Below are 22,846 nucleotides of genomic sequence, written 5' to 3'. Positions count from 1 at the left end.
GTCTTAACCTCGCGCCTCTGTATGACCGGAGCCTTCAACACTGGCGGCCAGAATGGCCAGAACCAGTTGCTGGAAGTCCAGACCGGCAGCACGGGCCGCCATCGGCACCAGGCTGTGATCAGTCATGCCCGGTGCGGTGTTCACTTCCAGGAACCAGAACTGCCCGTCGGCGTCCTGCATCACGTCCGCCCTGCCCCAACCGGCAATACCCAGCGCCTCACAGGCCTTGGCCGTGAGATCCATGAGTTCCTGTTCCTTGGCGGCATCCAGCCCGCACGGAATGCGGTACTGGGTATCGTTGGCGATGTACTTGGCGTCGTAGTCGTAGAACGTGTGCGGTGTACCCAGGGCGATAGGAGGCAACACCTGGTCACGCAGGGTGGCGATGGTGAACTCCGGACCTTGAATCCATTGCTCCACCAAGACTTGCGAATCGTAGGTACTGGCCGCTTTCCATGCGTCGATCAACTCGGACGCAGAACTCACTTTGGCCATCCCGATACTTGAACCTTCATGCGCCGGTTTGACGATCAAAGGGAAGCCCAGTTCCGTCGCCGCGGAAATACAATCGGCTTCGCTGCACAGCACGGCGTGACGCGGCGTCGGAATCCCGAGGCTGTGCCAGACCTGCTTGGTGCGCAGTTTGTCCATCGCCAGTGCCGAGGCGAGGATGCCGCTGCCGGTGTAGGGAATGCCGGCGCATTCGAGCAGGCCCTGCATGGAGCCGTCTTCACCGCCACGGCCGTGGAGAATGATGAACGCACGGTCGATCTTTTCGTTCAGCAGACGCTGCAGAAAATCCTCGCCGACGTCGATCCCGAACGCGTCCACACCCGCGCTTTGCAGCGCGTCGAGCACAGCGTTACCGGACTTCAGCGAAACCTCACGCTCGGCACTCATGCCACCGAACAGCACGGCGACCCGGCCGAAGTCTTTCGGCGCGATGGTGGAGAACAGGTTGGCGTAGGCAGCAGTCATTTCAACTTCCCCTCGACCGACGCCGCCACGGCGCCGGCGAACAATTCACTTTTCAACAGCTTCGGCGCGAGACCGCCGATATCCCCGGCGCCCTGGCACAGCAGGATGTCGCCGGCACGCAGTAGCGGCTTGACCAGCGGCGCGAGGTCGACACCGCGCTCGATGTAGATCGGGTCGAGCTGACCGCGCTGACGGATGCTGTTGCACAACTTGCGGCTGTCCGCGCCCGGGATCGGCTCTTCGCCGGCCGGATAGACTTCCATCAGCAACAGCACGTTGGCATCGGCCAGTACATTGACGAAATCGTCGTACAGGTCACGGGTGCGGCTGTAACGATGCGGCTGGTAGACCATCACCAGACGGCGCTCCGGCCAGCCACCGCGCACGGCTTTGATCACCGCCGCGACTTCGGTCGGGTGGTGACCATAGTCGTCGACCAGCATCACGTTGCCGCCGTCCACCGGCAGTTCGCCGTAGACCTGGAAGCGTCGGCCAACGCCCTGGAACCCGGACAGGCCCTGAACGATGGCTTCATCACTGACGCCTTCGTCGGTGGCGATGCAGATGGTCGCCAGCGAGTTGAGCACGTTGTGGTTGCCCGGCATGTTCACGGAAACATCCAGCGGCTCGCGGTCAGGACGCAGCACGGTGAAGAACGTCTGCATGCCTTGCTGGCGCACATTGATCGCGCGCACGTCGGCGTCTTCGCTGAAGCCGTAGGTCACGGTCGGACGTTTGACCAGCGGCAGGATTTCACGCACCACCGGATCGTCCAGGCACATCACCGCCAAACCGTAGAACGGCAGGTTGTGCAGGAACTCGACGAAGGTTTTCTTCAGTTTGTTGAAGTCACCGTCGTAGGTCGCCATGTGGTCGGCGTCGATGTTGGTAACCACCGCCACCAGCGGTTGCAGGTGCAGGAAGCTCGCATCGCTTTCGTCGGCTTCGGCGATCAGATAGCGGCTGGTGCCGAGCTGGGCATTGGTACCCGCCGCATTCAGACGGCCACCGATGACGAAGGTCGGGTCCAGGCCACCGGCGGCGAACACCGAAGCGATCAGGCTCGTGGTGGTGGTTTTGCCGTGAGTACCGGCGACGGCGATGCCGTGGCGGTAGCGCATCAGCTCGGCGAGCATCTCGGCACGCGGCACCACCGGGATACGACGCTCAAGGGCGGTCGCCACTTCCGGGTTGGAAGTGTTCACAGCGCTCGAGACCACCAGTACGTCGGCGGTGGCAGCGTTCTCGGCACGGTGGCCGATATAGATGTGTGCGCCGAACGATTCCAGACGCTCGGTCACCGGCGAAGCCTTCAGGTCGGAACCGGACACTTCATAGCCCAGGTTCAACAACACTTCAGCGATGCCGCACATGCCCACGCCGCCGATACCGACGAAGTGGATGCGACGGATGCGGCGCATTTCCGGTTGTGGCATGGCTTTCTGATTCTCAACCATGGGCCACCTCCAGACAGGTATCGACCACGCTACGGGTGGCATCGGGTTTGGCCAGACGGCGGGCCGCTTGGGCCATTTCTTCGAGTCGTTGCGGTTGCATCAAGACCTCTGTCAGGCGCGCGGCAAGGTCCGCGGCACCAGTCGTTCTTTGCGGCATCACGAAGGCAGCGCCTTCACGGGCCAAATAATCGGCGTTGCGGGTCTGGTGATCGTCGATCGCGTGGGGCAAAGGCACCAGCATCGAGGGCAGACCAACGGCGGCCAGCTCACTGATGGTCAGCGCGCCAGCGCGGCACACCACCAGGTCAGCCCAGCCATAGGCCTGGGCCATGTCTTTGATGAACGGCTGCACCTGCGCATCCACGCCGGCGGCGCGATAGCGCTCTGCAGTCACGTCATCGTGGTTTTTGCCGGCCTGATGAAACACGTCCGGACGCAAATCGGCGGGGACTTGCGCCAGGGCTTCAGGCAGCAACTTGTTCAACGGTTCTGCGCCCAGGCTTCCGCCGAGGATCAGCAAACGCGCTTTGCGCCCGGCCAGAGCCGGTCGCGATGTTTCGAGGAACAGCTCGCTGCGCACCGGGTTTCCGGTGGTACGGCGGCTGTCCGACAGAGTAAAGGTGTCGGGGAACGCTTCACACACCCGGGCGGCGAACGGCACCAGCAACCGATTGGCGGTGCCGGCCACGGCGTTCTGTTCGTGAACGATCACCGGCACACCGGCCAGTTTCGCGGCAATCCCGCCAGGCCCGGTCACATAACCACCGAAGCCGACCACGCAGACTGGACGCAGCTTGCGAATCACCGCCCGCGCCTGCCACACCGACTTGAGCAACATGAACGGCGCCTTGAGCAGCGACAGCTTGCCCTTGCCACGCAAACCCGTGGCATTGATGCGGTGCAGTTCAAGACCTGCAGCCGGTACCAGTTCGTTTTCGATTCCGCGTGGCGTGCCGAGCCAATGCACGGTGTAGCCGCGCGCTTGGAATTCGCGGGCACAGGACAGCGCCGGGAACACGTGGCCACCGGTGCCGCCGGCCATGATCAATACGTTAGCGCCCATGGTTCGGCTCCTCGGCGAAGTCGCTCTCATGGAATTCCATCTCTTCACTGCCCAGGTGGGTCCGACTCTCCCACTCGATCCTCAGCAACAGACCAAGGCAGGCGCAGCAGATCACCAGGGAACTGCCGCCATAACTGAGGAACGGCAGGGTCAGGCCCTTGGTCGGCAACAGGCCGACGTTCACGCCGATGTTGATCAGGAACTGACCGATCCACAGGAACGACAGACCGTAAGCCACGTAAGCGGCGAAGAATTGCTTGGCCTTCTCGGCCCACAAACCGATATACATGCCGCGAATACACACGAAGACGAACAGCGCGACTGTGCACAGCGAACCGACGGCGCCCAGCTCTTCGGCCAGTACCGAGAACACGAAGTCGGTGTGCGCTTCAGGCAGGTAGAACTGTTTCTGCACGCTGTTGCCCAGGCCAACGCCCAGCCACTCACCGCGACCGAAAGCGATCAATGCCTGCGACAACTGATAACCGGCACCGAACTGGTCGGCCCACGGGTCAGCGAAGTTGGTCAGACGCGCCATTCGATAAGGCTGCATCTGGATCAGCAACACCACCGCTCCGACTGCCAGCACCACCATCAGCGAGAAGCGGAACAGCCCGACCCCGCCAAGGAACAGCATCGCCGCCGCAGCCCCCATCATTACCACGGTGGCACCGAAGTCCGGCTCCATCAGCAACAGGCCCGCCATTGGCAGCAGCACGATGAACGGCTTGAAGAAGCCCATCCAGCTCTCGCGCACTTCTTTCTGCCGACGCACCAGATAACCGGCGAGGTAGATCACCACGAAGACTTTGGCGATCTCCGACGGCTGTACGTTGAAGAAGCTGAAACCGATCCAGCGCATCGAACCGTTCACTTCACGGCCGATCCCGGGGACGATCACCATCACCAGCAGACCGAATGCACCGATCAGCATCATCCAGCCCAGACGCTGCCAAGTGGCGATCGGAATCATCATGGTGATGATGCAGGCACCCAGGCCCAGCGCCACATAGATCAGGTGGCGAATCATGTAGTACAGCGCGCTGCCCGACTGCGCCGCCGCCACTTCGGTGGAGGCCGAGGCGATCATGATCAGGCCCAAGCCCAGCAGCGCCAGGCAGCCGGCGAGCATCGGGAAATCGAGGTCGATGCCACGGCCGGTGATGATCGGCGACGGGTACGGCTTGATGATATTGCGCAGGCTCATGCCAGATCCTCCACGGCGCGGACGAACTGGTGACCACGGTCTTCGTAATTCTTGAACATGTCGAAACTGGCGCAGGCCGGCGACAGCAGCACCACGTCACCCGGTTGGGCGACCGCGCGGCATTGCGCAACGGCGTCGAGCAGCGACGTGGCGCGAATCAGCGGCACGGCGTCACCGATGGCCGCGCCGATCTTGTCGGAGTCGCGGCCCATCAGGATCACGGCGCGGCAGTTGGCCGCCACCGGATCGCGCAAATCGTTGAACTCGGCGCCTTTGCCGTCGCCACCGGCGATCAGCACGACTTTGCCGTCGATATCCGCACCCAGGCCTTCGATGGCGGCCAGTGCGGCGCCGACATTGGTGGCCTTGGAATCGTTGTAGTAACCGACGCCGTCGAGATCACGCAGCCACTGGCAGCGGTGTTCGAGGCCGGTGAAGTTGCGCAGGGCATCAAGCATGGCGTCGAACGGCAGGCCGACCGCATGCCCCAGCGCCAGCGCCGCGAGGGCATTGGCCTGGTTATGCGCGCCGCGCACTTTCAGTTCGCGCACCGGCATCAGGTTCTGGAATTCGAAGGCCAGGTATTTCTCGCCGTCTTCTTCGCGCAGGCCGAAAGCCTTGAAATCCGGTTTGTTCAGGCCGAAGGTCCAGCACGGCTGGCCCTCGCCGATCAGCGGACGGCTGAGCGCGTCCTGACGGTTGACCACGAACTGCTTCGCGCCACGGAAGATCCGGTGCTTGGCCAGGTGGTACGCCGGCAGGCCGCTGTAGCGGTCCATGTGGTCTTCGCTGATGTTCAACACGGTAGCCACTTCAGCGTTGAGCTGGTCGGTGGTTTCCAGCTGAAAACTCGACAGTTCCATCACATACAGCTCGACGTCGTCGCTGAGCAGGTCCAGCGCCGGCGTGCCGAGGTTGCCGCCCACCGCGACGCGTTTGCCGGCTGCAGCCGCCATCTCGCCGACCAGGGTGGTGACGGTACTTTTCGCGTTGGAACCGGTGATGGCCACGATCGGCGCCCGCGCGTTACGCGCGAACAGCTCGATGTCGCCGGACATTTTCACGCCACGGGCGGCAGCGGCTTGCAGGGCCGGGGTCGCCAGCGCCAGGCCAGGGCTCACGTAGAGCTCGTCGGCACGGCACAGGAATTCGACGTCCAGCTCGCCACAACGCACTTCCACGTGCGGATAGTCACGCTTGAGCGTGGCCAGTTCCGGTGGATTGTCCCGCGTATCGGCAACGGCAAACGACACGCCCCGGTTCGCCAGGAAGCGAACCAGGGACATGCCGCTCTTGCCGAGGCCGACAACGATGCGGAAGTGGTCAGAAGCGATCAGAGACACTCGTTCTACCTCAGCTTCAGGGTGGCAAGGCCGATCAGCACGAGAATCACGGTGATGATCCAGAAACGGACGATCACGCGTGGCTCGGGCCAGCCCTTGAGTTCAAAGTGGTGGTGAATCGGTGCCATGCGGAACACACGGCGCCCGGTCAGCTTGAAAGAGGCAACCTGGATAACCACCGACAGGGTTTCCATCACGAACACGCCGCCCATGATGAACAGGACGATTTCCTGACGGACGATCACTGCGATGGTGCCCAGTGCCGCGCCCAGTGCCAGAGCACCGACGTCGCCCATGAACACTTGCGCGGGATAGGTGTTGAACCAGAGGAAGCCCAGACCGGCACCGATCAGTGCGCCGCAGAACACGATCAGTTCGCCCGCGCCCGGCACATAAGGGATCAGCAGGTATTCAGCGAATTTCACGTTACCCGACAGGTAGCAGAAGATGCCCAGACCGCCGCCGACCATCACGGTTGGCATGATCGCCAGACCGTCGAGGCCGTCAGTCAGGTTGACCGCGTTGCTTGAGCCGACGATCACGAAGTAGGTCAGCACGATGAACCCGGCGCCCAGCGGAATGCTGTAGTCCTTGAGCATCGGCAGGATCAGCGTGGTTTCCACCGGCGTGGTGGCGGTCATATAAAGGAAGATCGCCGCGCCCAGACCGAACACCGACTGCCAGAAATATTTCCAGCGGCTTGGCAAGCCACGGGAGTTCTTCTCGATCACTTTGCGGTAGTCGTCGACCCAGCCAATGGCGCCGAACAGCAGAGTCACCAGCAGCACGACCCAGACGTAGCGGTTGCTCAGGTCAGCCCACAACAGGGTGCTGACACCGATGGAAGACAGAATCAACGCGCCGCCCATGGTCGGCGTACCCGACTTGGACAGGTGCGATTGCGGGCCGTCGTTACGAACGGACTGGCCGATCTGACGGTTCTGCAGGGTGCGGATCATCCACGGGCCATAGCACAGCGACAAAACCAGCGCGGTCAGCACACCGAGGATCCCGCGCAGGGTCAGGTACTGGAAGACCGCGAAGCCTTTGTAGAACTGTTGCAGATACTCCGCTAGCAGCAGCAGCATTAATGTTTCTCCAGACTGGACCCGCACAGAGCCGCAACGATGTTTTCCATCGCTGCACTGCGCGAACCCTTGATCAAAATGGTGGTGTTTGTGTCCTGCTCGGCGTCGAGGGCCTGGATCAGTTCGGCTTGCGTGCCGAAGTGATGCGCCTCTTTGCCGAATGCGTTCACGGCGTGGACCATGTTCGGCCCGACCGCGTAAAGCGCGGAAACCTTGCCCCGGGCGTATTCGCCCACGTCGCGGTGCCCCTGCTCCGCCCAGTCGCCCAACTCGCCGATATCTCCGAGCACCAGGACGGTGCGGCCGGAAAAGCCGGCGAGTATATCAACGGCAGCGCACATGGAGGTGGGGTTTGCGTTGTAAGTGTCATCGATCACGCGCATGCCGTTCTTCGCCAGTTGCGCGACGGTGCGGCCCTTGACCGGTTGTACCGCGCCAAGCCCGGTGGCAATGCCGAACAGCGACACGCCCAAGGCGTGAGCGGCAGCGGCGGCAGCCATGGCGTTGGCGACGTTATGGGTGCCGAGCAGGTTCAGCTGAACGTGCTCCACACCTTCAGGGGTATGCAGGTTGAAGGCCGGGCAACCCCGGGCATCGGTGCTCAGGTCGCTGGCGTAGAAATCTGCCTGCGGATTGCTCAGGGAGAAGGTCAGCACCTTGCGTGCGCCGGCGCGGAGCTTCCAGATTCCGAAGGCCTTGTCGTCGAGGTTGAGCACGGCAATACCATCCGCCGCGAGCCCGTCGATGATCTCGCCTTTGGCCTCGACGATTTTTTCCGGCCCGCCGAACTCGCCAACGTGGGCGGTGCCAGCGTTGTTGAGGATCGCCACGTGTGGCTTGGTCAGCCCGACGGTGTAGGCGATTTCGCCCAGACGCGAGGCGCCCAGTTCGATCACGGCGGCAGTGTGTTCCGGTGCCAGTTCGAGCAGGGTCAGCGGCGCGCCGAGGTCGTTGTTCAGATTGCCGCGCGTCGCCAGCACCGGACCGCGGGTACGCAGGATGCTCGCCAGCATTTCCTTGACCGTGGTCTTGCCGCTGGAGCCGGTAATGGCCGCCACCGGTTGCGTGAACGCGGCACGGTTCAGCGCACCCAACTGGCCGAGGGCCTGACGGGTGTCCTTGACCAGCAGTTGCGGCAAGGTGCTGTCGGCGACTTCACGCTCGACCAGTGCCGCCACCGCGCCTTTGTCGGCGACATCGTTCAGATAGTCGTGACCGTCAAAGCGCGGGCCAGTCAGGGCAATAAACAGTTGGCCAGCGGTGATCGCACGGCTGTCGATGCTGACACCATCGAAACTGGCGTCGCTGCTGATCAGACGGGCGTCGAGCACGTTGGTCAGTTCGCTCAATGTCAGAGCCTTAAGCATGGGCCACCTCCCACGCGGTGAGGGCATGATCGGCCTCGACCAGATCGGAGAAAGCGTGCCGCTCGCCGTTGATTTCCTGATAGTCCTCGTGGCCTTTGCCGGCCAGAACGATCACGTCATCGGCCGATGCAGCAGCGATGAGTTGGGCAATCGCCTGACCACGGCCGGCGACGAAGGTGACTTTATCCACAGCGGTGAAACCGGCGCGGATGTCGTCGAAAATCTGCGCCGGGTCTTCCGTGCGCGGGTTGTCATCGGTGACCAGTACGCGATCGGCCAGACGCTCGACCACTTCGGCCATCAGCGGACGCTTGCCGCGATCACGATCACCGCCACAGCCGAACAGGCACAGCAACTGGCCTTTGACGTGTGGGCGCAATGCAGTCAGAACTTTTTCCAGCGCATCCGGGGTGTGCGCGTAATCGACCACCACCAGCGGCTGAGTGCCGCCACCCAGACGCTGCATACGTCCGGCAGGGCCTTCGAGTTTCGGCAGCACCTTGAGAATTTCGTCTAGGGCGTAATCCAGACCGAGCAAGGCGCCGACTGCCGCCAGTACGTTGCTCAGGTTGAAACGACCGAGCAGCGTGCTGCGCAGGTGATGCTCGCCCTGCGGCGTGACCAGCGTGGCGCGCACGCCGTGGTCATCGAACTGCGCTTCGCGGACATACAAATAGGCGCTGCTGTCGAGCAGGCTGTAACTGATCAAACGCGACTCGCGTTTTTCGCCGGCCAACTGCCGACCGAAATCGTCGTCGAGGTTGACCACGCGGCACTTCAGGTCATTCCAGGCGAACAGCTTGGCCTTGGCCTCGGCGTACGCCTGCATGGTGCCGTGATAATCCAGGTGGTCGCGGGACAGGTTGGTCATCACCGCGACGTCGAACGCCAATGCAGTGACCCGGCCCTGATCCAGACCGTGGGACGACACTTCCATGGCCACGGCTTTGGCCCCGGCCTTTTTCAGGTCGGCCAGAGTGGCTTGCATGGCGATCGGATTCGGCGTGGTGTGCAGGCCGCTTTCCAGCGCGCCATGGAAGCCGGAACCCAGCGTACCAACGATGCCGCAATGCTGACCAAGCAGATCGAGTGCCTGCGCGACCAGTTGGGTCACGCTGGTTTTGCCATTGGTGCCGGTAACACCGATCAGGTTCAAGTGATGGCTCGGCTCGCCATAAAAGCGCCCGGCGATGTCGGACAGCTGCGCCGCCAGGCCTTTGACCGGAATCAACGGTACTTCGGTGATCGGCAGCACGGTGGCGCCTTCCACTTCGTAAGCAACTGCCGCCGCGCCGCGCTGCAAGGCATCGGCGATGTGCGCACGGCCATCGAACTTGCCACCCGGCACGGCGAGGAACAGGTCACCCGCGCGTACGTTGCGGCTGTCCAGCGCCAATTCACGGATCAACAGATCATGGCCGGCGTGGGGGAATATCTTGTTCAGACTCAGAGACATCAGCCGCGCCCTCCATTGGCTTTCAGCGGAACGACCGGGGTAGCGTTGGCCTGTTGGGTAGTCGGCAGGTTGTCCGGGGTCACGTTCATCAGGCGCAGGGTGCCGGACATCACACGGCTGAACACTGGCGCCGACACCAGACCACCGAAGTAACCGGCCTTGGACGGTTCATCGATCACCACCACGATGGCGTAACGCGGATCACTCATCGGCCCGAAACCGGCGAACAGCGAGCGGTAGGAGTTTTCGGCGTAGCCCTTGGTGCCCACCGAAGTCTTGCGCGCAGTACCCGACTTGCCGGCCACGTGATACGCCGGCACCTGCGCACGGAACACGCCGCGCGGTGCTTCGATCACTTGCTGCAGCATGCCTTGCATGGTTTTCGCGACCGCTTCCGGCAATACCTGAGTGGTCTGCGGCGGCTTGTCGGTTTTGATCAGCGTCAGCGGTGCGAGACGACCGTTGTTGGCCAGCGCCGAGAATGCGTGCACCAGCTGGATCGCGGTCACGGAAATACCGTAGCCATAAGACAGTGTCGCGGTTTCGGCTTTGCGCCAGTCGCGGTAGTTCGGCAGGTTGCCGACGCGCTCGCCCGGAAAGCCCAGGCCGGTGTCTTGGCCGAGGCCGACTTTCTGTGCGAGACGGTAAATGGTTTCACCGCCGATATCGAACGCGACCTTGCTCATGCCGACGTTACTGGAATTGATCAGGATGCCGGTCATGTCGAGTACCGGCCCCTCGGTCTTCGACACGTCCTTGATCGTGTACTTGCCGATCTGCAGCGAGCCCGGATACACCTCGACGGTGTCGGTCGGTTTCCAGCGACCGGACTCGATGGCGGCGCTCATCGAGATCGCTTTCATGGTCGAACCCGGTTCGAACACGTCGATCATCGCGCGGTTACGCATCATCGCCGGCTGCAGGTTGCGACGGTTGTTCGGGTTATAGGTCGGCTGGTTGACCATGGCGAGAATCTCGCCGGTCTTCACGTCCATGATCACCAGACTGCCAGCCTTGGCGCCATTCTCGATGATCGCGTTGCGCAGCTCGCGGTTCGCCAGGTATTGCAGACGCAGGTCAATCGACAACGCCAAGGGCTTGCCGGCCTTGGCGTTCTTGGTGACCTGGACATCCTTGATCAGCCGACCGCGCCGATCCTTGATGACCTGCCGCTTGCCCGGCACCCCGGCCAGCCACTCGTCGTAGGCCAGCTCGACGCCTTCACGCCCGTGATCGTCAATGTCGGTAAAGCCGACCATGTGCGCGGTGACTTCACCGGCCGGGTAGAAGCGGCGGAATTCTTCGATGCCGTAAACGCCCGGCACTTTCAGGTCGAGCACAGCCTGGCCCTGCTCGGGGGTCAGCCCGCGCACCAGGTAAATGAATTCTTTGTTGGCCTGAGCTTCGAGACGTTCGGCCAGGGCTTTCGGATCCTGCCCCAGCGCCGCGGCCAGTGCCGGCCACTTCTCTTTGGCCGTCTGCATTTCCTTGGCGTTGGCCCACAGCGTCGTCACCGGGGTACTCACGGCCAACGGCTCGCCGTTACGGTCGGTGATCAGACCACGGTGAGCAGGAATCGGGATGTGACGGAGACTGCGCGCGTCGCCCTGCCCCTTGAGGAAGTCACGGTCAACCACTTGCAGGTCGATGATGCGCCAGCAGATCGCCGCGACCATCACGCCGAGCAGAGCCACCATCAGGCGGAAGCGCCACGGGAAGAGTGCGCCTTCGAGTTTCATCATGGCGCCACCATCTTCACGTCAGCCGCGCCCGGAATGTGCATTTTCAATTGTTCAGTGGCCAGCACTTCGATGCGGCTGTGCGCTGTCCAGGTGCTTTGCTCGAGAATCAGACGCCCCCACTCGGCCTGCGCCTTGTCGCGCACGCTGAGTTCGTTGTAAAGGGTGTTAAGCAACTGCCGGTTCCAGTGCGCGCTGTAGGACACGCCGATGGCCGACACGAGCACGCCGACAAACAGCAGCAGCATGATAAAGCTGCCGCCCGGCAGGGGCTTGGCGAAAAGCTTGCTCACCGCAACTTCTCCGCAACACGCATGACAGCGCTACGGGAACGTGGGTTGGCTTTGAGTTCGGCGTCGGAGGCCGTCTGCGCTTTGCCATGGATTTTGATTTTCGGTTCGAACGCCACGTGGCGCACGGGCAGGTTGCGCGGCAGGTTGTCGGCTTCGCCTTTTACCAGCTTGCGCATGAACAGTTTGACGATGCGGTCTTCCAGCGAGTGAAAGCTGATGACCACCAGGCGGCCGCCAATTTCAAGCGCATCCAGGGCGGCTTCGAGGCCGGCCTCCAGATCGCCCAGTTCGTTGTTGACGTGAATGCGCAAGCCCTGGAACGCGCGGGTCGCCGGGTTCTTGCCCTTCTCCCACGCCGGGTTGGCGACTTTCAGAACTTCCGCCAGATCGGCGGTGCGCTCGAACGGCTTGATGTCGCGGCGCTCGGCCACGGCACGGGCCATGCGCCCGGAGAAACGCTCTTCGCCGTATTCCTTGAACACCCGGGCAATTTCTTCCACCGGCGCAGTGTTGACGAACTCGGCGGCGCTGATGCCACGGGACGGATCCATGCGCATGTCCAGCGGGCCGTCATTGAGGAAACTGAAGCCGCGCTCGGCGTCATCCAGTTGCGGCGACGACACGCCGAGATCGAGCAGGATACCGCTGACCTTGCCGCTCAGCCCTTGTTCGGCGACCACCGAACCCAGTTCGGCAAAGCTGCGCTGCACAACGACAAAGCGGCCGTCTTCGGCCGCTAGCGTTTGCCCGGTGGCAATCGCTTGAGGATCCTTGTCGAATCCGATCAGTCGGCCGTCCGGCCCGAGCTGGCTGAGGATCAGCCGACTATGCCCGCCGCGCCCGAACGTACCGTCCAGATAGCAGCCATCAGGGCGTACGGCGAGAGCCTCGACGGCTTCGTCAAGCAGTACGGTGATGTGGTTAAAGCCGCTATCAATAGTCACAGGATCAAATCACGCAGTTCGTCAGGCATGGCGCCCGGTTGTTGAATAGCAGCAAGGTCAGCGGCAGATACCGCGTTCCATGCATCCTCGTCCCACAATTGGAACTTGTTCAGTTGGCCCACCAGCATCGCTTTCTTATCAAGCTTGGCGTATTCGCGCAGACGCGGTGGAACCAGAAAACGACCACTGCCGTCGAGTTCGAGGTCGACGGCATTACCAATCAATAAACGCTGCAGGCGACGGTTCTCTTCACGAAGCGAAGGGAGTGCACGCAACTTGGTTTCAATGATTTCCCACTCGTCGAGCGGGTAGACACACAGGCACGGATCAACGGCATCAATGGTCACGATCAACTGGCCGGAACTACGCGAAACGAGCTCGTCACGGTACCGGCTCGGCATGGCGAGACGGCCCTTAGCATCGAGACTGATAGCGTTAGCTCCGCGAAACACGTCAGCGTTTCTCCAATTTTTATCGTTTTGAGCTCAAAAAACCCACTTCATGCCACTTTCCGCCACTTGCGCACACTATAGGAATGCGCCCACCACACCGTCAAGGCGCGGATTAAAGGAAAACCCTTACAGAACGGAGATTTAGGAGCTTAAAAGGAGGGGCAACGACAATTTGGCGGATACTTTTGACCAATAACTTGATGCAGCACTGAAAGCTGCGCTCGGAAGTTAAAGTGATTTGTTAAGAGTAAGATTTTTTCGGTATTACAAAAGCGCTTCTGCTGTTGATTGAAGCAAGGTGGGAAATGGCTATTACTGCATTTGCCGCTGCCGGACTTTAGCGCAGGCCTGCCGATAATAACCAGCCCTGATGCCATTGATTCAAGCAGGGAAAGAAAAAGGTGGAGAGTCGATCTGTAAGCCGGGTTCTGTCTTGAACAGTCATTCGTCTACGATGGCCATCACTGGACATCTTTAGCAACCTACCCGGTCCCAGCGCGGGCCACGCCTTGGGACCCTATTTGGTCTTGCTCCAAGTGGGGTTTACCTAGCCACGAACTGTTGCCAGACGTGCGGTGCGCTCTTACCGCACCTTTTCACCCTTACCGGCGCCGAAGCGCTTAGGCGGTTATTTTCTGTGGCACTTTCCGTAGGCTCACGCCTCCCAGGCATTACCTGGCACTTCGCCCTATGGAGCCCGGACTTTCCTCCCCCCTCTAATTTTCATAGAGGGCAGCGACTGTCCGATCGACTCTCCGCCGCGCAGGTTAACGGCAGAGCGCCCGAAGAACAAGCGCTAATAGCCGTGAAACCCGTCTGCGCGACGGGTTACTCGCCCTTCTGCTGCTCCAGTGCGACCTGATACAGCACGTTTTTGCGCTCACCGGTGATTTGCGCGGCCAGGGCGGCGGCGCGCTTGAGCGGCATCTCTTCGAGCAGCAGGTTGAGGACGCGCATCGCCTCGCTGCTGACCGCGTCCTCGGACTCCGGTGCAGACCAGCCGGCGACCAGCACCACACACTCGCCGCGCTGCTGGTTGCTGTCGGACTCGACAAACGCACGCAACTCAGCCAGCGGCAACCCTTTGAGCGTCTCGAAAGTCTTGGTGATTTCCCGGGCCAGCAATGCCTGACGCTCGCCACCGAACACCGCTTCCATGTCCTGCAGGCACTCGAGAATGCGATGCGGGGCCTCGTAGAAAATCAGCGTGCGTGGCTCTTCCTTTACCGATTCCAGGCGCGCCTTGCGCCCCGCCGACTTGGCCGGCAGGAAGCCTTCAAAAATGAACCGGTCGGAGGGCAGCCCCGCCGTCGACAGCGCTGCGATCAACGCACAGGCACCCGGCACCGGCACCACATTGATGCCCGCCGCCCGCGCCTGACGCACGAGGTGATAACCCGGATCGGAAATCAGCGGTGTCCCGGCATCAGATATCAGCGCGACGTTATCGCCTGCCAGCAAACGGGTAATAAAGCGGCTACCTTCATCACGTTCGTTATGTTCATGGCACGCGGCCAGCGGCGTGGCAATACCGAAGTGCTGCATCAAGCGCGCCGAGTGCCGCGTGTCTTCGGCGGCGATCAATGCCACTTCGCGGAGGATTTTCAGAGCCCGGGCGCTGATGTCGTCCAGGTTGCCGATGGGCGTCGCCACCACATAAAGCGAGCCAGCAGCGGAATTCAAAGGACCTGGAGCAGTCAAAGCGCACACCTCATGATCGGTAAAAGCCGGCATTGTAACGCGTCACGAGGCTTGCGATGCGTTCCGGCCGACGCCGGTTTTGCGCGCCTTTGTGCGATGCCGCAACATTTGCTTCAGCTAAATTGACGGTTTCACGCCAGTAACATCGCGCCCCGGCCAGCGCTTGGGTACAATTCCACGCTAATTTGATCGAGTATCAGGAACACTTACATGATCGCTTGCCTGCGGCTGTTCACTGCCCTCTGCCTCGCTGCCTTATTGGCGGCCTGCGCCAGCTCCCCTTCCTCCAGCCTTGGCGAACTTCCACGGACTCCGGATGCCAGCATCGAGCAACTGCTCGAACAGGCTACCCAGGCCAAGACGCCGGAAAAAGCCGCGTTGTTGCGCTTGAGCGCGGCAGACCTCGCTTATCGCCAGGGCAATGCCGGCCAGTCCGCGCAGATCCTGCAACAAGTGCCAATGGAGCAGTTGAAGCCAGGCCAGCAGATCTTCGCCAGCACCTTGTCCGCTGAGCTGGCAATGACGCGTAATCAGCCGAAAGCTGCGCTGACCGCCCTGAGCCATCCGAGCCTGCAGCATCTGAGCGAAATGCCGGAAGACCAGCAAGTGCGCACCGGCACCGTGCATGCCCGCGCACTGGAAGCCGATGGCCAGACCCTGGCGGCCGCTCGCGAGCGCATCTTCATCGCGCCAATGCTCAAAGGCGAAGCCGCGAGCAAGAACCACGAAGCCATCTGGACTTTGATCGCTTCGCTGCCGACCGATCAACTGCAACCCAACACCGCCGACGATCTCGGCGGCTGGATGGGCCTGGCCCTGGCTGTGAAAACCGCCGGCACCCTGGAACAGCAGCAAGCGGCGATCGATGCCTGGCGCGCACAGAATCCAAAGCACCCAGCAGCAATCAACCTGCCGCTGCCACTGACCAAACTCAAGGAACTGGCCAGCCAGCCCCTGAGCAAGATTGCCCTGCTGCTGCCGCAAGACGGCCCACTGGCCTCAGTCGGTAAAGCGCTGCGTGAAGGCTTCATGGCGGCGCACTATCAAGCACAACAGGCCGGTCAGAAGCCGCCCGCCATCGAGTTTTACGACAGCTCCAAACTGACCTCGATGGACGAGTTCTACCGCAAGGCCCAGGCCGATGGCGTGCAACTGGTGGTCGGCCCGCTGGAAAAACCGCTGGTCAAGCAATTGAGCACCCGTCCGCAACTGCCAATCACCACCCTCGCGCTGAATTACAGCGAAGGCGATCAAGGTCCGGCGCAACTGTTCCAGTTCGGTCTGGCGGCTGAAGACGAAGCTCGCGAAGTTTCGCGTCGCGCCCGCGCCGACGGCCTGCATCGCGCGGCGATCATGGTGCCGAAAGGCGAATGGGGCGACCGCGTATTGCGTGCGTTCAGCCAGGACTGGCAGGCCAATGGCGGCAGCATCGTTGCCACCGAACGCGTTGATCAGCCAGTGCAACTGGCCCAGCAGATCGCTGACATGTTCCAGCTGCGTCAAAGCGAAGCCCGCGCCAAGAGCCTGCAAAACGCTGCTGGCACCAATGTCGCCGCGCAGCCGTCGCGTCGCCAGGACATCGAGTTCATCTTCCTCGCAGCCACCCCGCAGCAAGCGCAGCAGATCAAGCCGACTCTGAACTTCCAGTACGCGGGTGACGTTCCGGTGTACGCAACTTCCCACGTGTACAGCGCCAGCGGCGATGTGAACCAGTACAACGACATGAACGGCGTGCGCTTCTGCGAAACCCCATGGTTGCTGGAAGCCAATGACCCGCTGCGTCAGCAAGTCACCGCGCAATGGCCGCAAGCGGCCGGCAGCCTTGGTCGCCTTTACGCCATGGGCGTCGACGCCTACCGTCTGGCGCCGCGCCTGGGTCAGTTGAAGGCGCTGCCGGACAGCCGCATCGAAGGTCAGTCGGGTAGCCTGGGCATGACCCAGACCCAACGCGTAGTGCGTCAGTTGCCATGGGCGCAGTTCGTCAACGGTCAGGTTCAACGCCTGCCGGACACCCCGCGCTGATGCCCGACGGCTCGCACCTGCAAAGCGGTAAAGATGCCGAGCGCCAGGCGCTCGAGCATCTGCAACACCAGGGTCTGCGCCTGCTGGCGCAGAACTGGTCATGCAAACGGGGCGAGCTTGATCTGGTCATGCTTGATGGCGATACAGTAGTATTCGTCGAAGTCCGCTACAGAAAAAACACTCAATGGGGTGGCGCGCTCGCTAGCATCGATGAGCGCAAACGGCAGAAGCTGATTTTCGCCGCACAGCATTTCCTTCAGCGCGAGTCACGCTGGGCCGATTCCCCTTGCCGCTTCGACGTGGTGGCCATCGACAGGCACCCGGATCAGTTGAACTGGTTGCAGAATGCGTTCGATGGTTGATTCTCTGCACACCACCCCGGACACTTTCACCGACAATTTTTGCTCTTTGCTTTGCGGGCTGCACATTCACGTGCCGAACAGCCGCGCTACTTAAGGTCACACAGATGGACATGCAATCCCGAATTCGCCAGCTTTTCCAGGCCAGTATCGACACCAAGCAACAGGCGATGGACGTACTTGCACCGCACATCGAGCAAGCCAGCCAGATCATGGTCAACGCCCTGCTCAACGAAGGCAAAATGCTTTCGTGCGGCAACGGCGGCTCTGCCGGCGACGCCCAGCACTTCTCCTCCGAGCTGCTCAACCGCTTCGAGCGTGAACGCCCGAGCCTGCCGGCCATCGCTCTGACCACCGACAGCTCGACCATCACCTCGATCGCCAACGACTACAGCTACAACGAAGTGTTCTCCAAGCAGATCCGCGCACTGGGTCAACCCGGCGACGTATTGCTGGCGATTTCGACCAGCGGCAACTCCGCAAACATTATTCAAGCGATCCAGGCCGCACATGATCGCGAAATGGTTGTCGTAGCTTTAACTGGCCGCGATGGCGGCGGCATGGCTTCACTGCTGCTGCCTGAAGATGTCGAGATTCGCGTACCGGCCCATGTCACTGCACGTATTCAGGAAGTCCATCTGCTGGCGATCCATTGCCTCTGCGATCTGATCGACAGCCAACTGTTCGGGAGTGAAGAATGACCCCTAATCGCCTTGGCCTTCTGGCCTTGACCCTGTGCCTCGGCATCAGCGGCTGCACCTCGGTGGTGAATGCCAGCCGTGAAGCGCCGATTGAAGACGACCGCGGCACCCGAACCTTCGGCAGTAAAATCGACGACTCGCTGATCGAAACCAAAGTCGGCGTCAACGTGGCCAAGGCCGACCCCGGCCTGGACAAGGATTCACATATCGTCGTCACCAGCTTCAACGGCGTGGTCCTGCTTGCCGGCCAGACGCCGCGCGAAGACCTCAAGGCCAAGGCCGAACAGGCCGCCGCCAACGTGCAGCGCGTGAAGAAAGTGCACAACGAACTGCAAGTGATTGCACCTTCAAGCTTCCTCGCTCGCCAGAACGACGCCTGGCTGACCACCAAGATCAAGACCCAGATGCTGACCGACGCCAGCATTCCCGGCTCGCGCATCAAGGTCGTGACCGAGAACGGTATCGTTTACCTGCTGGGCCTGCTGACCAAACAGGAAGCACAACAGGCGACCAATCTGGTGCAAGGCGTTGCCGGCGTGCAGAAGATCGTGAAGCTGTTCGAATACATCGATTGATCTGCACTTCTGTAGGAGCTGCCGAGTGAAACGAGGCTGCGATCTTTTGATCGTCAAAAACAAGATCAAAAGATCGTCCGAACGCGGCCCGAGCCTTCGGCAGCTCCTACGTAATAAAAAAGGCGACCCTCTCGGGTCGCCTTTTTTATTACTTCACCACTTTCAAACTTGGCCGGCCACTTGGGCGCGGCGGCTCGCTGTCGGGTGGCGGCACATCGTCATCAGGCTCGATATCGTCTTCGTCATCCATCGGCGACTCTAGATCGAACACCATGCCCTGACCGTTTTCCCGGGCATAAATACCCAGAATTGCGCTGATCGGCACATAGAGACTATGCGGAACGCCACCGAAGCGACCCTCAAAGGTCACCACGTCGTTGTCCATGTGCAAGTGCCGCACGGCACTGGGCGAAATGTTCAGGACAATCTGCCCGTCGCTGGCGAAACCTTGCGGCACCTGCACTGCCGGGTATTCGGAATTGACCAGCATGTGCGGGGTGCAATCATTATCCACAATCCACTCGTAGAGCGCGCGGACCAGATAAGGTCGACTGGAGTTCATAGCGGCTCCTTAAGCCTTAGCGCATATCGCGTTCGACGCCAGACAGACTCGCCTGGAAAGCCTCACGCGCAAACTGGCGCTCCATATAATCAAGCAGCGGCTTGGCCGGCCGCGGCAGTTCAATACCCAGAATCGGCAAACGCCAGAGTATTGGCAATAGGCAGCAATCCACCAGACTTTGTTCCTCACTGAGGAAAAACGGCTTGTCGGCAAACAACGGCGACACGCCCGTCAGGCTTTCACGCAATTCCTTGCGCGCCACGACACGCGCGGCTTCCTTGGTTTTCGGATCCAGGATCAGATCCACCAGCCCACACCAGTCGCGCTGAATACGGTGAATCAGCAGACGGCTGTTGGCACGCGCCACCGGGTAAACCGGCATCAGTGGCGGATGCGGGTAACGCTCATCCAGATATTCCATCACCACGGTCGACTCCCACAACGCCAGGTCGCGATCGACCAGTGTCGGGAGACTGCCGTAAGGGTTCACCTCAATCAGTTTAGGCGGCTGGCGGCCAGCTTCCACGTAAATGATTTCGGCGCTGACACCCTTCTCTGCAAGCACGATGCGCACTCGGTGGGAATAGTGGTCGGCGGGGTCGGAGTAACAGGCCAACCGATTGGTCACGCCCATGGCGATCCTCCTCGCTTGTTGAAATGATTGGAACCGGAAAAACGCGCGCGCCCAGAGGGCGCCTCCCGCAATGCCTGGCGAACCAGACATTGCGTTATCGGAGGCACCCTTGGGCGCGCGCGATTAACAGCAATGCTTGAAGCGTATCAGTGCACGTCTTTCCAGTATTCACGCTTGAGCAGGTAGGCGAACACAAAGAAGAACGCCAGGTACAGCAAGACGTATGTACCGATGCGCTGATGTTGCAGCTTAACCGGGTTAGCCGAGTAAGCCAGGAAGGTTACCAGATTCTTGACCTTCTCATCGAACTGCTCTTCGTTCAGAGCACCGGTTTTCGGCACGATGGTCAACTGATCGCACGCTTCATGGGTCAGCGGCGTACCGGTCAGCGGATCGTATTGCTTCTTGCCGTCCTCGACGATTTGCACTTGCTTGCAGCCCACCACCTGACGACCTTGCAGGCCGACCAGCACGTTAGGCATGCCGACGTTCGGGAAGACCTTGTTGTTCACGCCCCAAGGGCGCGCCGGATCTTCGTAGAACGAGCGCAGATAACCGTAGAGCCAGTCGGTGCCACGCACACGCGCCACCAGGGTCAGGTCCGGCGGTGCCGCACCGAACCAGGTCTTGGCGTCTGCCGGCTGCATGCCGATGCTCATGTGGTCGCCGATCTTGGCGCCAGTAAACACCAGCTTCTCGAGCATCATGTCGTGGGGAATGCCGAGGTCATCGGCCACCCGTTCGTAACGCTGGAACTTGGCACTGTGGCAACCCATGCAATAGTTGGCAAAGGTGCGCGCACCGTCCTGCAGGGCAGCTTTATCGGACACGTCGATGTCGACTTTTTCCAGCTCCGGACCACCGTGTTCGGCGGCGAAAGACAGCACAGGCAGCGCAGCAAAAATCAGAGCAAAAAATAACTTTTTCATCAGCCAGTCACCCTTTCCGGAACCGGTTTGGTCTTCTCGAGCCTGGTGTAGAACGGCATCAGAATGAAGTAGGCGAAGTACAGGAAGGTGCAGATCTGCGACACCAGCGTGCGCTCGGGCGTCGGGGCCAGTACGCCCAGAATGCCGAGGATCACGAAGGAAATGCAGAACACCAGCAGCCAGATTTTGCTCATCCAGCCCTTGTAGCGCATCGATTTGACCGGACTGCGGTCCAGCCACGGCAGCACGAACAGCATGGCAATCGAGGCCCCCATGGCGATCACGCCCATGAGCTTGTCCGGGATCGCACGCAAGATCGCGTAGAACGGCGTGAAGTACCAGACCGGCGCAATGTGCTCAGGCGTCTTGAACGGGTTGGCTTGCTCAAAGTTCGGCTTTTCGAGGAAGTAACCGCCCATTTCCGGGAAGAAGAACACGATAAAGCAGAAGATGAACAGGAACACCACCACGCCGACGATGTCTTTCACGGTGTAGTACGGGTGGAAGGCAATGCCGTCCAGCGGGACACCGTTTTCGTCTTTGTGCTTCTTGATGTCGACGCCATCCGGGTTGTTCGAACCGACTTCGTGCAGCGCCAGAATGTGCAACACCACCAGACCGAGAATCACGATCGGCAGCGCCACGACGTGCAGTGCGAAGAAGCGGTTCAGAGTGATTCCGGAGATCAGGTAGTCACCCCGAATCCACTGGGTCAGGTCGTTGCCGATCACCGGAATCGCACCGAACAGCGAGATGATCACCTGGGCACCCCAGTAGGACATCTGCCCCCAAGGCAGCAGATAACCCATGAAGGCCTCAGCCATCAGCGCCAGGTAGATCAGCATGCCGAACACCCAGACGAGCTCACGCGGTTTCTGGTACGAACCGTAGAGCAGGCCCCGGAACATGTGCAGATAAACCACGATGAAGAACGCCGAAGCGCCGGTGGAGTGCAGCAGACGCAGGATCGAGCCGTACTCGACGTCGCGCATGATGTACTCGACGGAAGCGAACGCCTCTTCTGCCGACGGGGTGTAGCTCATCGTCAGCCAAACACCGGTGACGATCTGGTTGACCAGCACCAGCAGTGCCAGCGAGCCGAAGAAATAGAAGAAGTTGAAGTTTTTTGGCGCGTAATACTTGCTGAGATGGTCTTCCCACATTTTGGTCGCCGGGAAGCGCGCATCCACCCAATCCATGAACTTGCTCATCACGCTTTCTCCGTATCGACGCCAATGACAATCAGGTCATCGGTCTCATAGGAATGCGGGGGAACTGGCAGGTTCAAAGGCGCGGGTTGCGACTTGTAGACGCGGCCAGCCAGATCGTAGTGGGAACCGTGGCAAGGGCAGAAATAGCCGCCGACCCAGTCTTTACCCAAGTCCGCAGGCGCCACTTCGGGACGGAAGGTGGGAGAGCAACCCAGGTGAGTGCAGATCCCGATCAGCAGCAGGATTTCCGGCTTGATCGAGCGCACTTCAGGATCGACATAAGTAGGTTGCGTGGAGTTTTTGGAAGTCGGATCGGAGAGCTGGCCCTCGATCTTCTTGAGATTCCCCAGGATTTCCGCAGTACGGCGGACAATGAACACCGGCTGGCCGCGCCATTCGGCAATCATCTGCTGTCCTGGCTCGATCTTGCTGACATTCACTTTCACCGGTGCACCGGCGGCTTTCGCCTTGGCACTGGGAAACCATGACCCCACGAACGGGACCGCAGCCCCCACCGCTCCTGCAGCACCCACCACGGATGTGGCTGCTACCAAGAAGCGACGCCGGCCTGCATTCACGCCGTCATTGCTCATTCAGTCCTCTCCCATCAGCTTTGTGGCCTGTTAAATCAGGCATCTACTAAATAAATCAATGTTACTTATAAAAATTTTGCCGAGATGGTAATGAAAAGCCCCAATTCTGACAAGGGAATTACCCGGGGCTCCCACCCTCAAGCCTTGTAGTATAGGGGGTCTACGAATGTGG

22 protein-coding genes and 1 other RNA gene are annotated in these 22,846 nt (G+C 60.9%); 4 read left to right on the top strand and 19 right to left on the bottom strand.

What is annotated here, in order from left to right; all coding sequences use genetic code 11:
• Window positions 1-3: 3 nt before the first annotated feature.
• The 14 genes from KVQ82_RS06295 to rsmI all read right to left on the bottom strand — a co-directional run bounded on the left by KVQ82_RS06295 (window position 4) and on the right by rsmI (window position 15,121).
• Window positions 4-978 (bottom strand): D-alanine--D-alanine ligase, encoded by a 975-nt coding sequence (locus tag KVQ82_RS06295; RefSeq protein ID WP_086791637.1) that lies wholly within the window; start codon window positions 976-978, stop codon window positions 4-6.
• Window positions 975-2,435: a UDP-N-acetylmuramate--L-alanine ligase gene (gene murC / locus KVQ82_RS06290; RefSeq protein WP_007961634.1), complete on the bottom strand. Its 1,461-nt coding sequence runs from the start codon at window positions 2,433-2,435 to the stop codon at window positions 975-977. Before murC ends, KVQ82_RS06295 begins: the two co-directional genes overlap by 4 nt.
• On the bottom strand, window positions 2,428-3,498 hold the full coding sequence (gene murG, locus KVQ82_RS06285; protein ID WP_222018428.1) for an undecaprenyldiphospho-muramoylpentapeptide beta-N-acetylglucosaminyltransferase: 1,071 nt from the start codon (window positions 3,496-3,498) through the stop codon (window positions 2,428-2,430). Before murG ends, murC begins: the two co-directional genes overlap by 8 nt.
• Window positions 3,488-4,699, bottom strand: coding sequence for a putative lipid II flippase FtsW (ftsW, locus tag KVQ82_RS06280; RefSeq protein ID WP_171061850.1), 1,212 nt, complete (start codon window positions 4,697-4,699; stop codon window positions 3,488-3,490). The genes murG and ftsW overlap by 11 nt, the downstream gene beginning before the upstream one ends.
• Before the next feature lie 2 nt (window positions 4,700-4,701).
• Window positions 4,702-6,048 (bottom strand): UDP-N-acetylmuramoyl-L-alanine--D-glutamate ligase, encoded by a 1,347-nt coding sequence (murD, locus tag KVQ82_RS06275; protein WP_222018427.1) that lies wholly within the window; start codon window positions 6,046-6,048, stop codon window positions 4,702-4,704.
• 5 nt (window positions 6,049-6,053) lie between these two features.
• The gene (gene mraY / locus KVQ82_RS06270) at window positions 6,054-7,136 is read right to left on the bottom strand and encodes a phospho-N-acetylmuramoyl-pentapeptide-transferase (protein WP_025109289.1); all 1,083 of its coding nucleotides are present in this window, start codon (window positions 7,134-7,136) and stop codon (window positions 6,054-6,056) included.
• Window positions 7,136-8,503: a UDP-N-acetylmuramoyl-tripeptide--D-alanyl-D-alanine ligase gene (gene murF / locus KVQ82_RS06265; protein ID WP_222018426.1), complete on the bottom strand. Its 1,368-nt coding sequence runs from the start codon at window positions 8,501-8,503 to the stop codon at window positions 7,136-7,138. Before murF ends, mraY begins: the two co-directional genes overlap by 1 nt.
• Window positions 8,496-9,959 carry a UDP-N-acetylmuramoyl-L-alanyl-D-glutamate--2,6-diaminopimelate ligase gene (locus KVQ82_RS06260; RefSeq protein WP_047296423.1) on the bottom strand — a complete coding sequence of 488 codons (1,464 nt, stop codon included), beginning with the start codon at window positions 9,957-9,959 and terminating at the stop codon, window positions 8,496-8,498. Before KVQ82_RS06260 ends, murF begins: the two co-directional genes overlap by 8 nt.
• Window positions 9,959-11,698 (bottom strand): penicillin-binding protein 2, encoded by a 1,740-nt coding sequence (locus tag KVQ82_RS06255; RefSeq protein WP_174376919.1) that lies wholly within the window; start codon window positions 11,696-11,698, stop codon window positions 9,959-9,961. Before KVQ82_RS06255 ends, KVQ82_RS06260 begins: the two co-directional genes overlap by 1 nt.
• Window positions 11,698-11,991, bottom strand: coding sequence for a cell division protein FtsL (gene ftsL / locus KVQ82_RS06250; RefSeq protein ID WP_041073157.1), 294 nt, complete (start codon window positions 11,989-11,991; stop codon window positions 11,698-11,700). The genes KVQ82_RS06255 and ftsL overlap by 1 nt, the downstream gene beginning before the upstream one ends.
• Window positions 11,988-12,929, bottom strand: a complete 942-nt coding sequence (rsmH, locus tag KVQ82_RS06245; RefSeq protein ID WP_222019364.1) for a 16S rRNA (cytosine(1402)-N(4))-methyltransferase RsmH — start codon at window positions 12,927-12,929, stop codon at window positions 11,988-11,990. The genes ftsL and rsmH overlap by 4 nt, the downstream gene beginning before the upstream one ends.
• Before the next feature lie 2 nt (window positions 12,930-12,931).
• A complete protein-coding gene (gene mraZ / locus KVQ82_RS06240; protein ID WP_003228026.1) occupies window positions 12,932-13,387 on the bottom strand; it encodes a division/cell wall cluster transcriptional repressor MraZ in 456 nt (151 codons plus the stop codon).
• 401 nt (window positions 13,388-13,788) lie between these two features.
• Window positions 13,789-14,142: RNase P RNA component class A (gene rnpB, locus KVQ82_RS06235), an RNA gene on the bottom strand.
• A gap of 73 nt (window positions 14,143-14,215) precedes the next feature.
• Window positions 14,216-15,121 carry a 16S rRNA (cytidine(1402)-2'-O)-methyltransferase gene (gene rsmI, locus KVQ82_RS06230; RefSeq protein ID WP_222018425.1) on the bottom strand — a complete coding sequence of 302 codons (906 nt, stop codon included), beginning with the start codon at window positions 15,119-15,121 and terminating at the stop codon, window positions 14,216-14,218.
• Window positions 15,122-15,298: 177 nt separating this feature from the next.
• On the opposite strand from rsmI, the gene KVQ82_RS06225 reads away from it, so the two are divergent.
• From KVQ82_RS06225 to KVQ82_RS06210, 4 genes are all read left to right on the top strand, one after another.
• Complete coding sequence (locus KVQ82_RS06225; protein ID WP_041073162.1) at window positions 15,299-17,110, top strand: penicillin-binding protein activator; 1,812 nt, start codon at window positions 15,299-15,301, stop codon at window positions 17,108-17,110.
• The gene (locus KVQ82_RS06220; protein ID WP_041073170.1) at window positions 17,110-17,472 is read left to right on the top strand and encodes a YraN family protein; all 363 of its coding nucleotides are present in this window, start codon (window positions 17,110-17,112) and stop codon (window positions 17,470-17,472) included. The genes KVQ82_RS06225 and KVQ82_RS06220 overlap by 1 nt, the downstream gene beginning before the upstream one ends.
• 104 nt (window positions 17,473-17,576) lie before the next feature.
• On the top strand, window positions 17,577-18,170 hold the full coding sequence (locus tag KVQ82_RS06215) for a phosphoheptose isomerase (protein WP_025109297.1): 594 nt from the start codon (window positions 17,577-17,579) through the stop codon (window positions 18,168-18,170).
• Window positions 18,167-18,745 (top strand): BON domain-containing protein, encoded by a 579-nt coding sequence (locus tag KVQ82_RS06210; RefSeq protein ID WP_041073173.1) that lies wholly within the window; start codon window positions 18,167-18,169, stop codon window positions 18,743-18,745. The genes KVQ82_RS06215 and KVQ82_RS06210 overlap by 4 nt, the downstream gene beginning before the upstream one ends.
• Before the next feature lie 148 nt (window positions 18,746-18,893).
• On the opposite strand, the gene KVQ82_RS06205 is transcribed toward KVQ82_RS06210, so the two are convergent.
• The 5 genes from KVQ82_RS06205 to petA all read right to left on the bottom strand — a co-directional run bounded on the left by KVQ82_RS06205 (window position 18,894) and on the right by petA (window position 22,674).
• Entirely contained in the window at window positions 18,894-19,307 is a 414-nt protein-coding gene (locus tag KVQ82_RS06205) for a ClpXP protease specificity-enhancing factor (protein WP_145593172.1), read from the bottom strand.
• A 16-nt stretch (window positions 19,308-19,323) separates the two neighbouring features.
• Window positions 19,324-19,941, bottom strand: a complete 618-nt coding sequence (locus tag KVQ82_RS06200; protein ID WP_003228048.1) for a glutathione S-transferase N-terminal domain-containing protein — start codon at window positions 19,939-19,941, stop codon at window positions 19,324-19,326.
• Window positions 19,942-20,087: 146 nt separating this feature from the next.
• Entirely contained in the window at window positions 20,088-20,870 is a 783-nt protein-coding gene (locus tag KVQ82_RS06195; RefSeq protein ID WP_222018424.1) for a cytochrome c1, read from the bottom strand.
• Entirely contained in the window at window positions 20,870-22,081 is a 1,212-nt protein-coding gene (locus KVQ82_RS06190; protein WP_041073175.1) for a cytochrome bc complex cytochrome b subunit, read from the bottom strand. Before KVQ82_RS06190 ends, KVQ82_RS06195 begins: the two co-directional genes overlap by 1 nt.
• Complete coding sequence (gene petA / locus KVQ82_RS06185) at window positions 22,081-22,674, bottom strand: ubiquinol-cytochrome c reductase iron-sulfur subunit (RefSeq protein WP_003228055.1); 594 nt, start codon at window positions 22,672-22,674, stop codon at window positions 22,081-22,083. Before petA ends, KVQ82_RS06190 begins: the two co-directional genes overlap by 1 nt.
• Window positions 22,675-22,846 lie beyond the last annotated feature (172 nt).

This window comes from Pseudomonas sp. AO-1, from assembly GCF_019775695.1.
GTDB lineage: Bacteria > Pseudomonadota > Gammaproteobacteria > Pseudomonadales > Pseudomonadaceae > Aquipseudomonas > Aquipseudomonas parakoreensis.
This window is presented reverse-complemented; position numbering and strand designations above follow the sequence as displayed.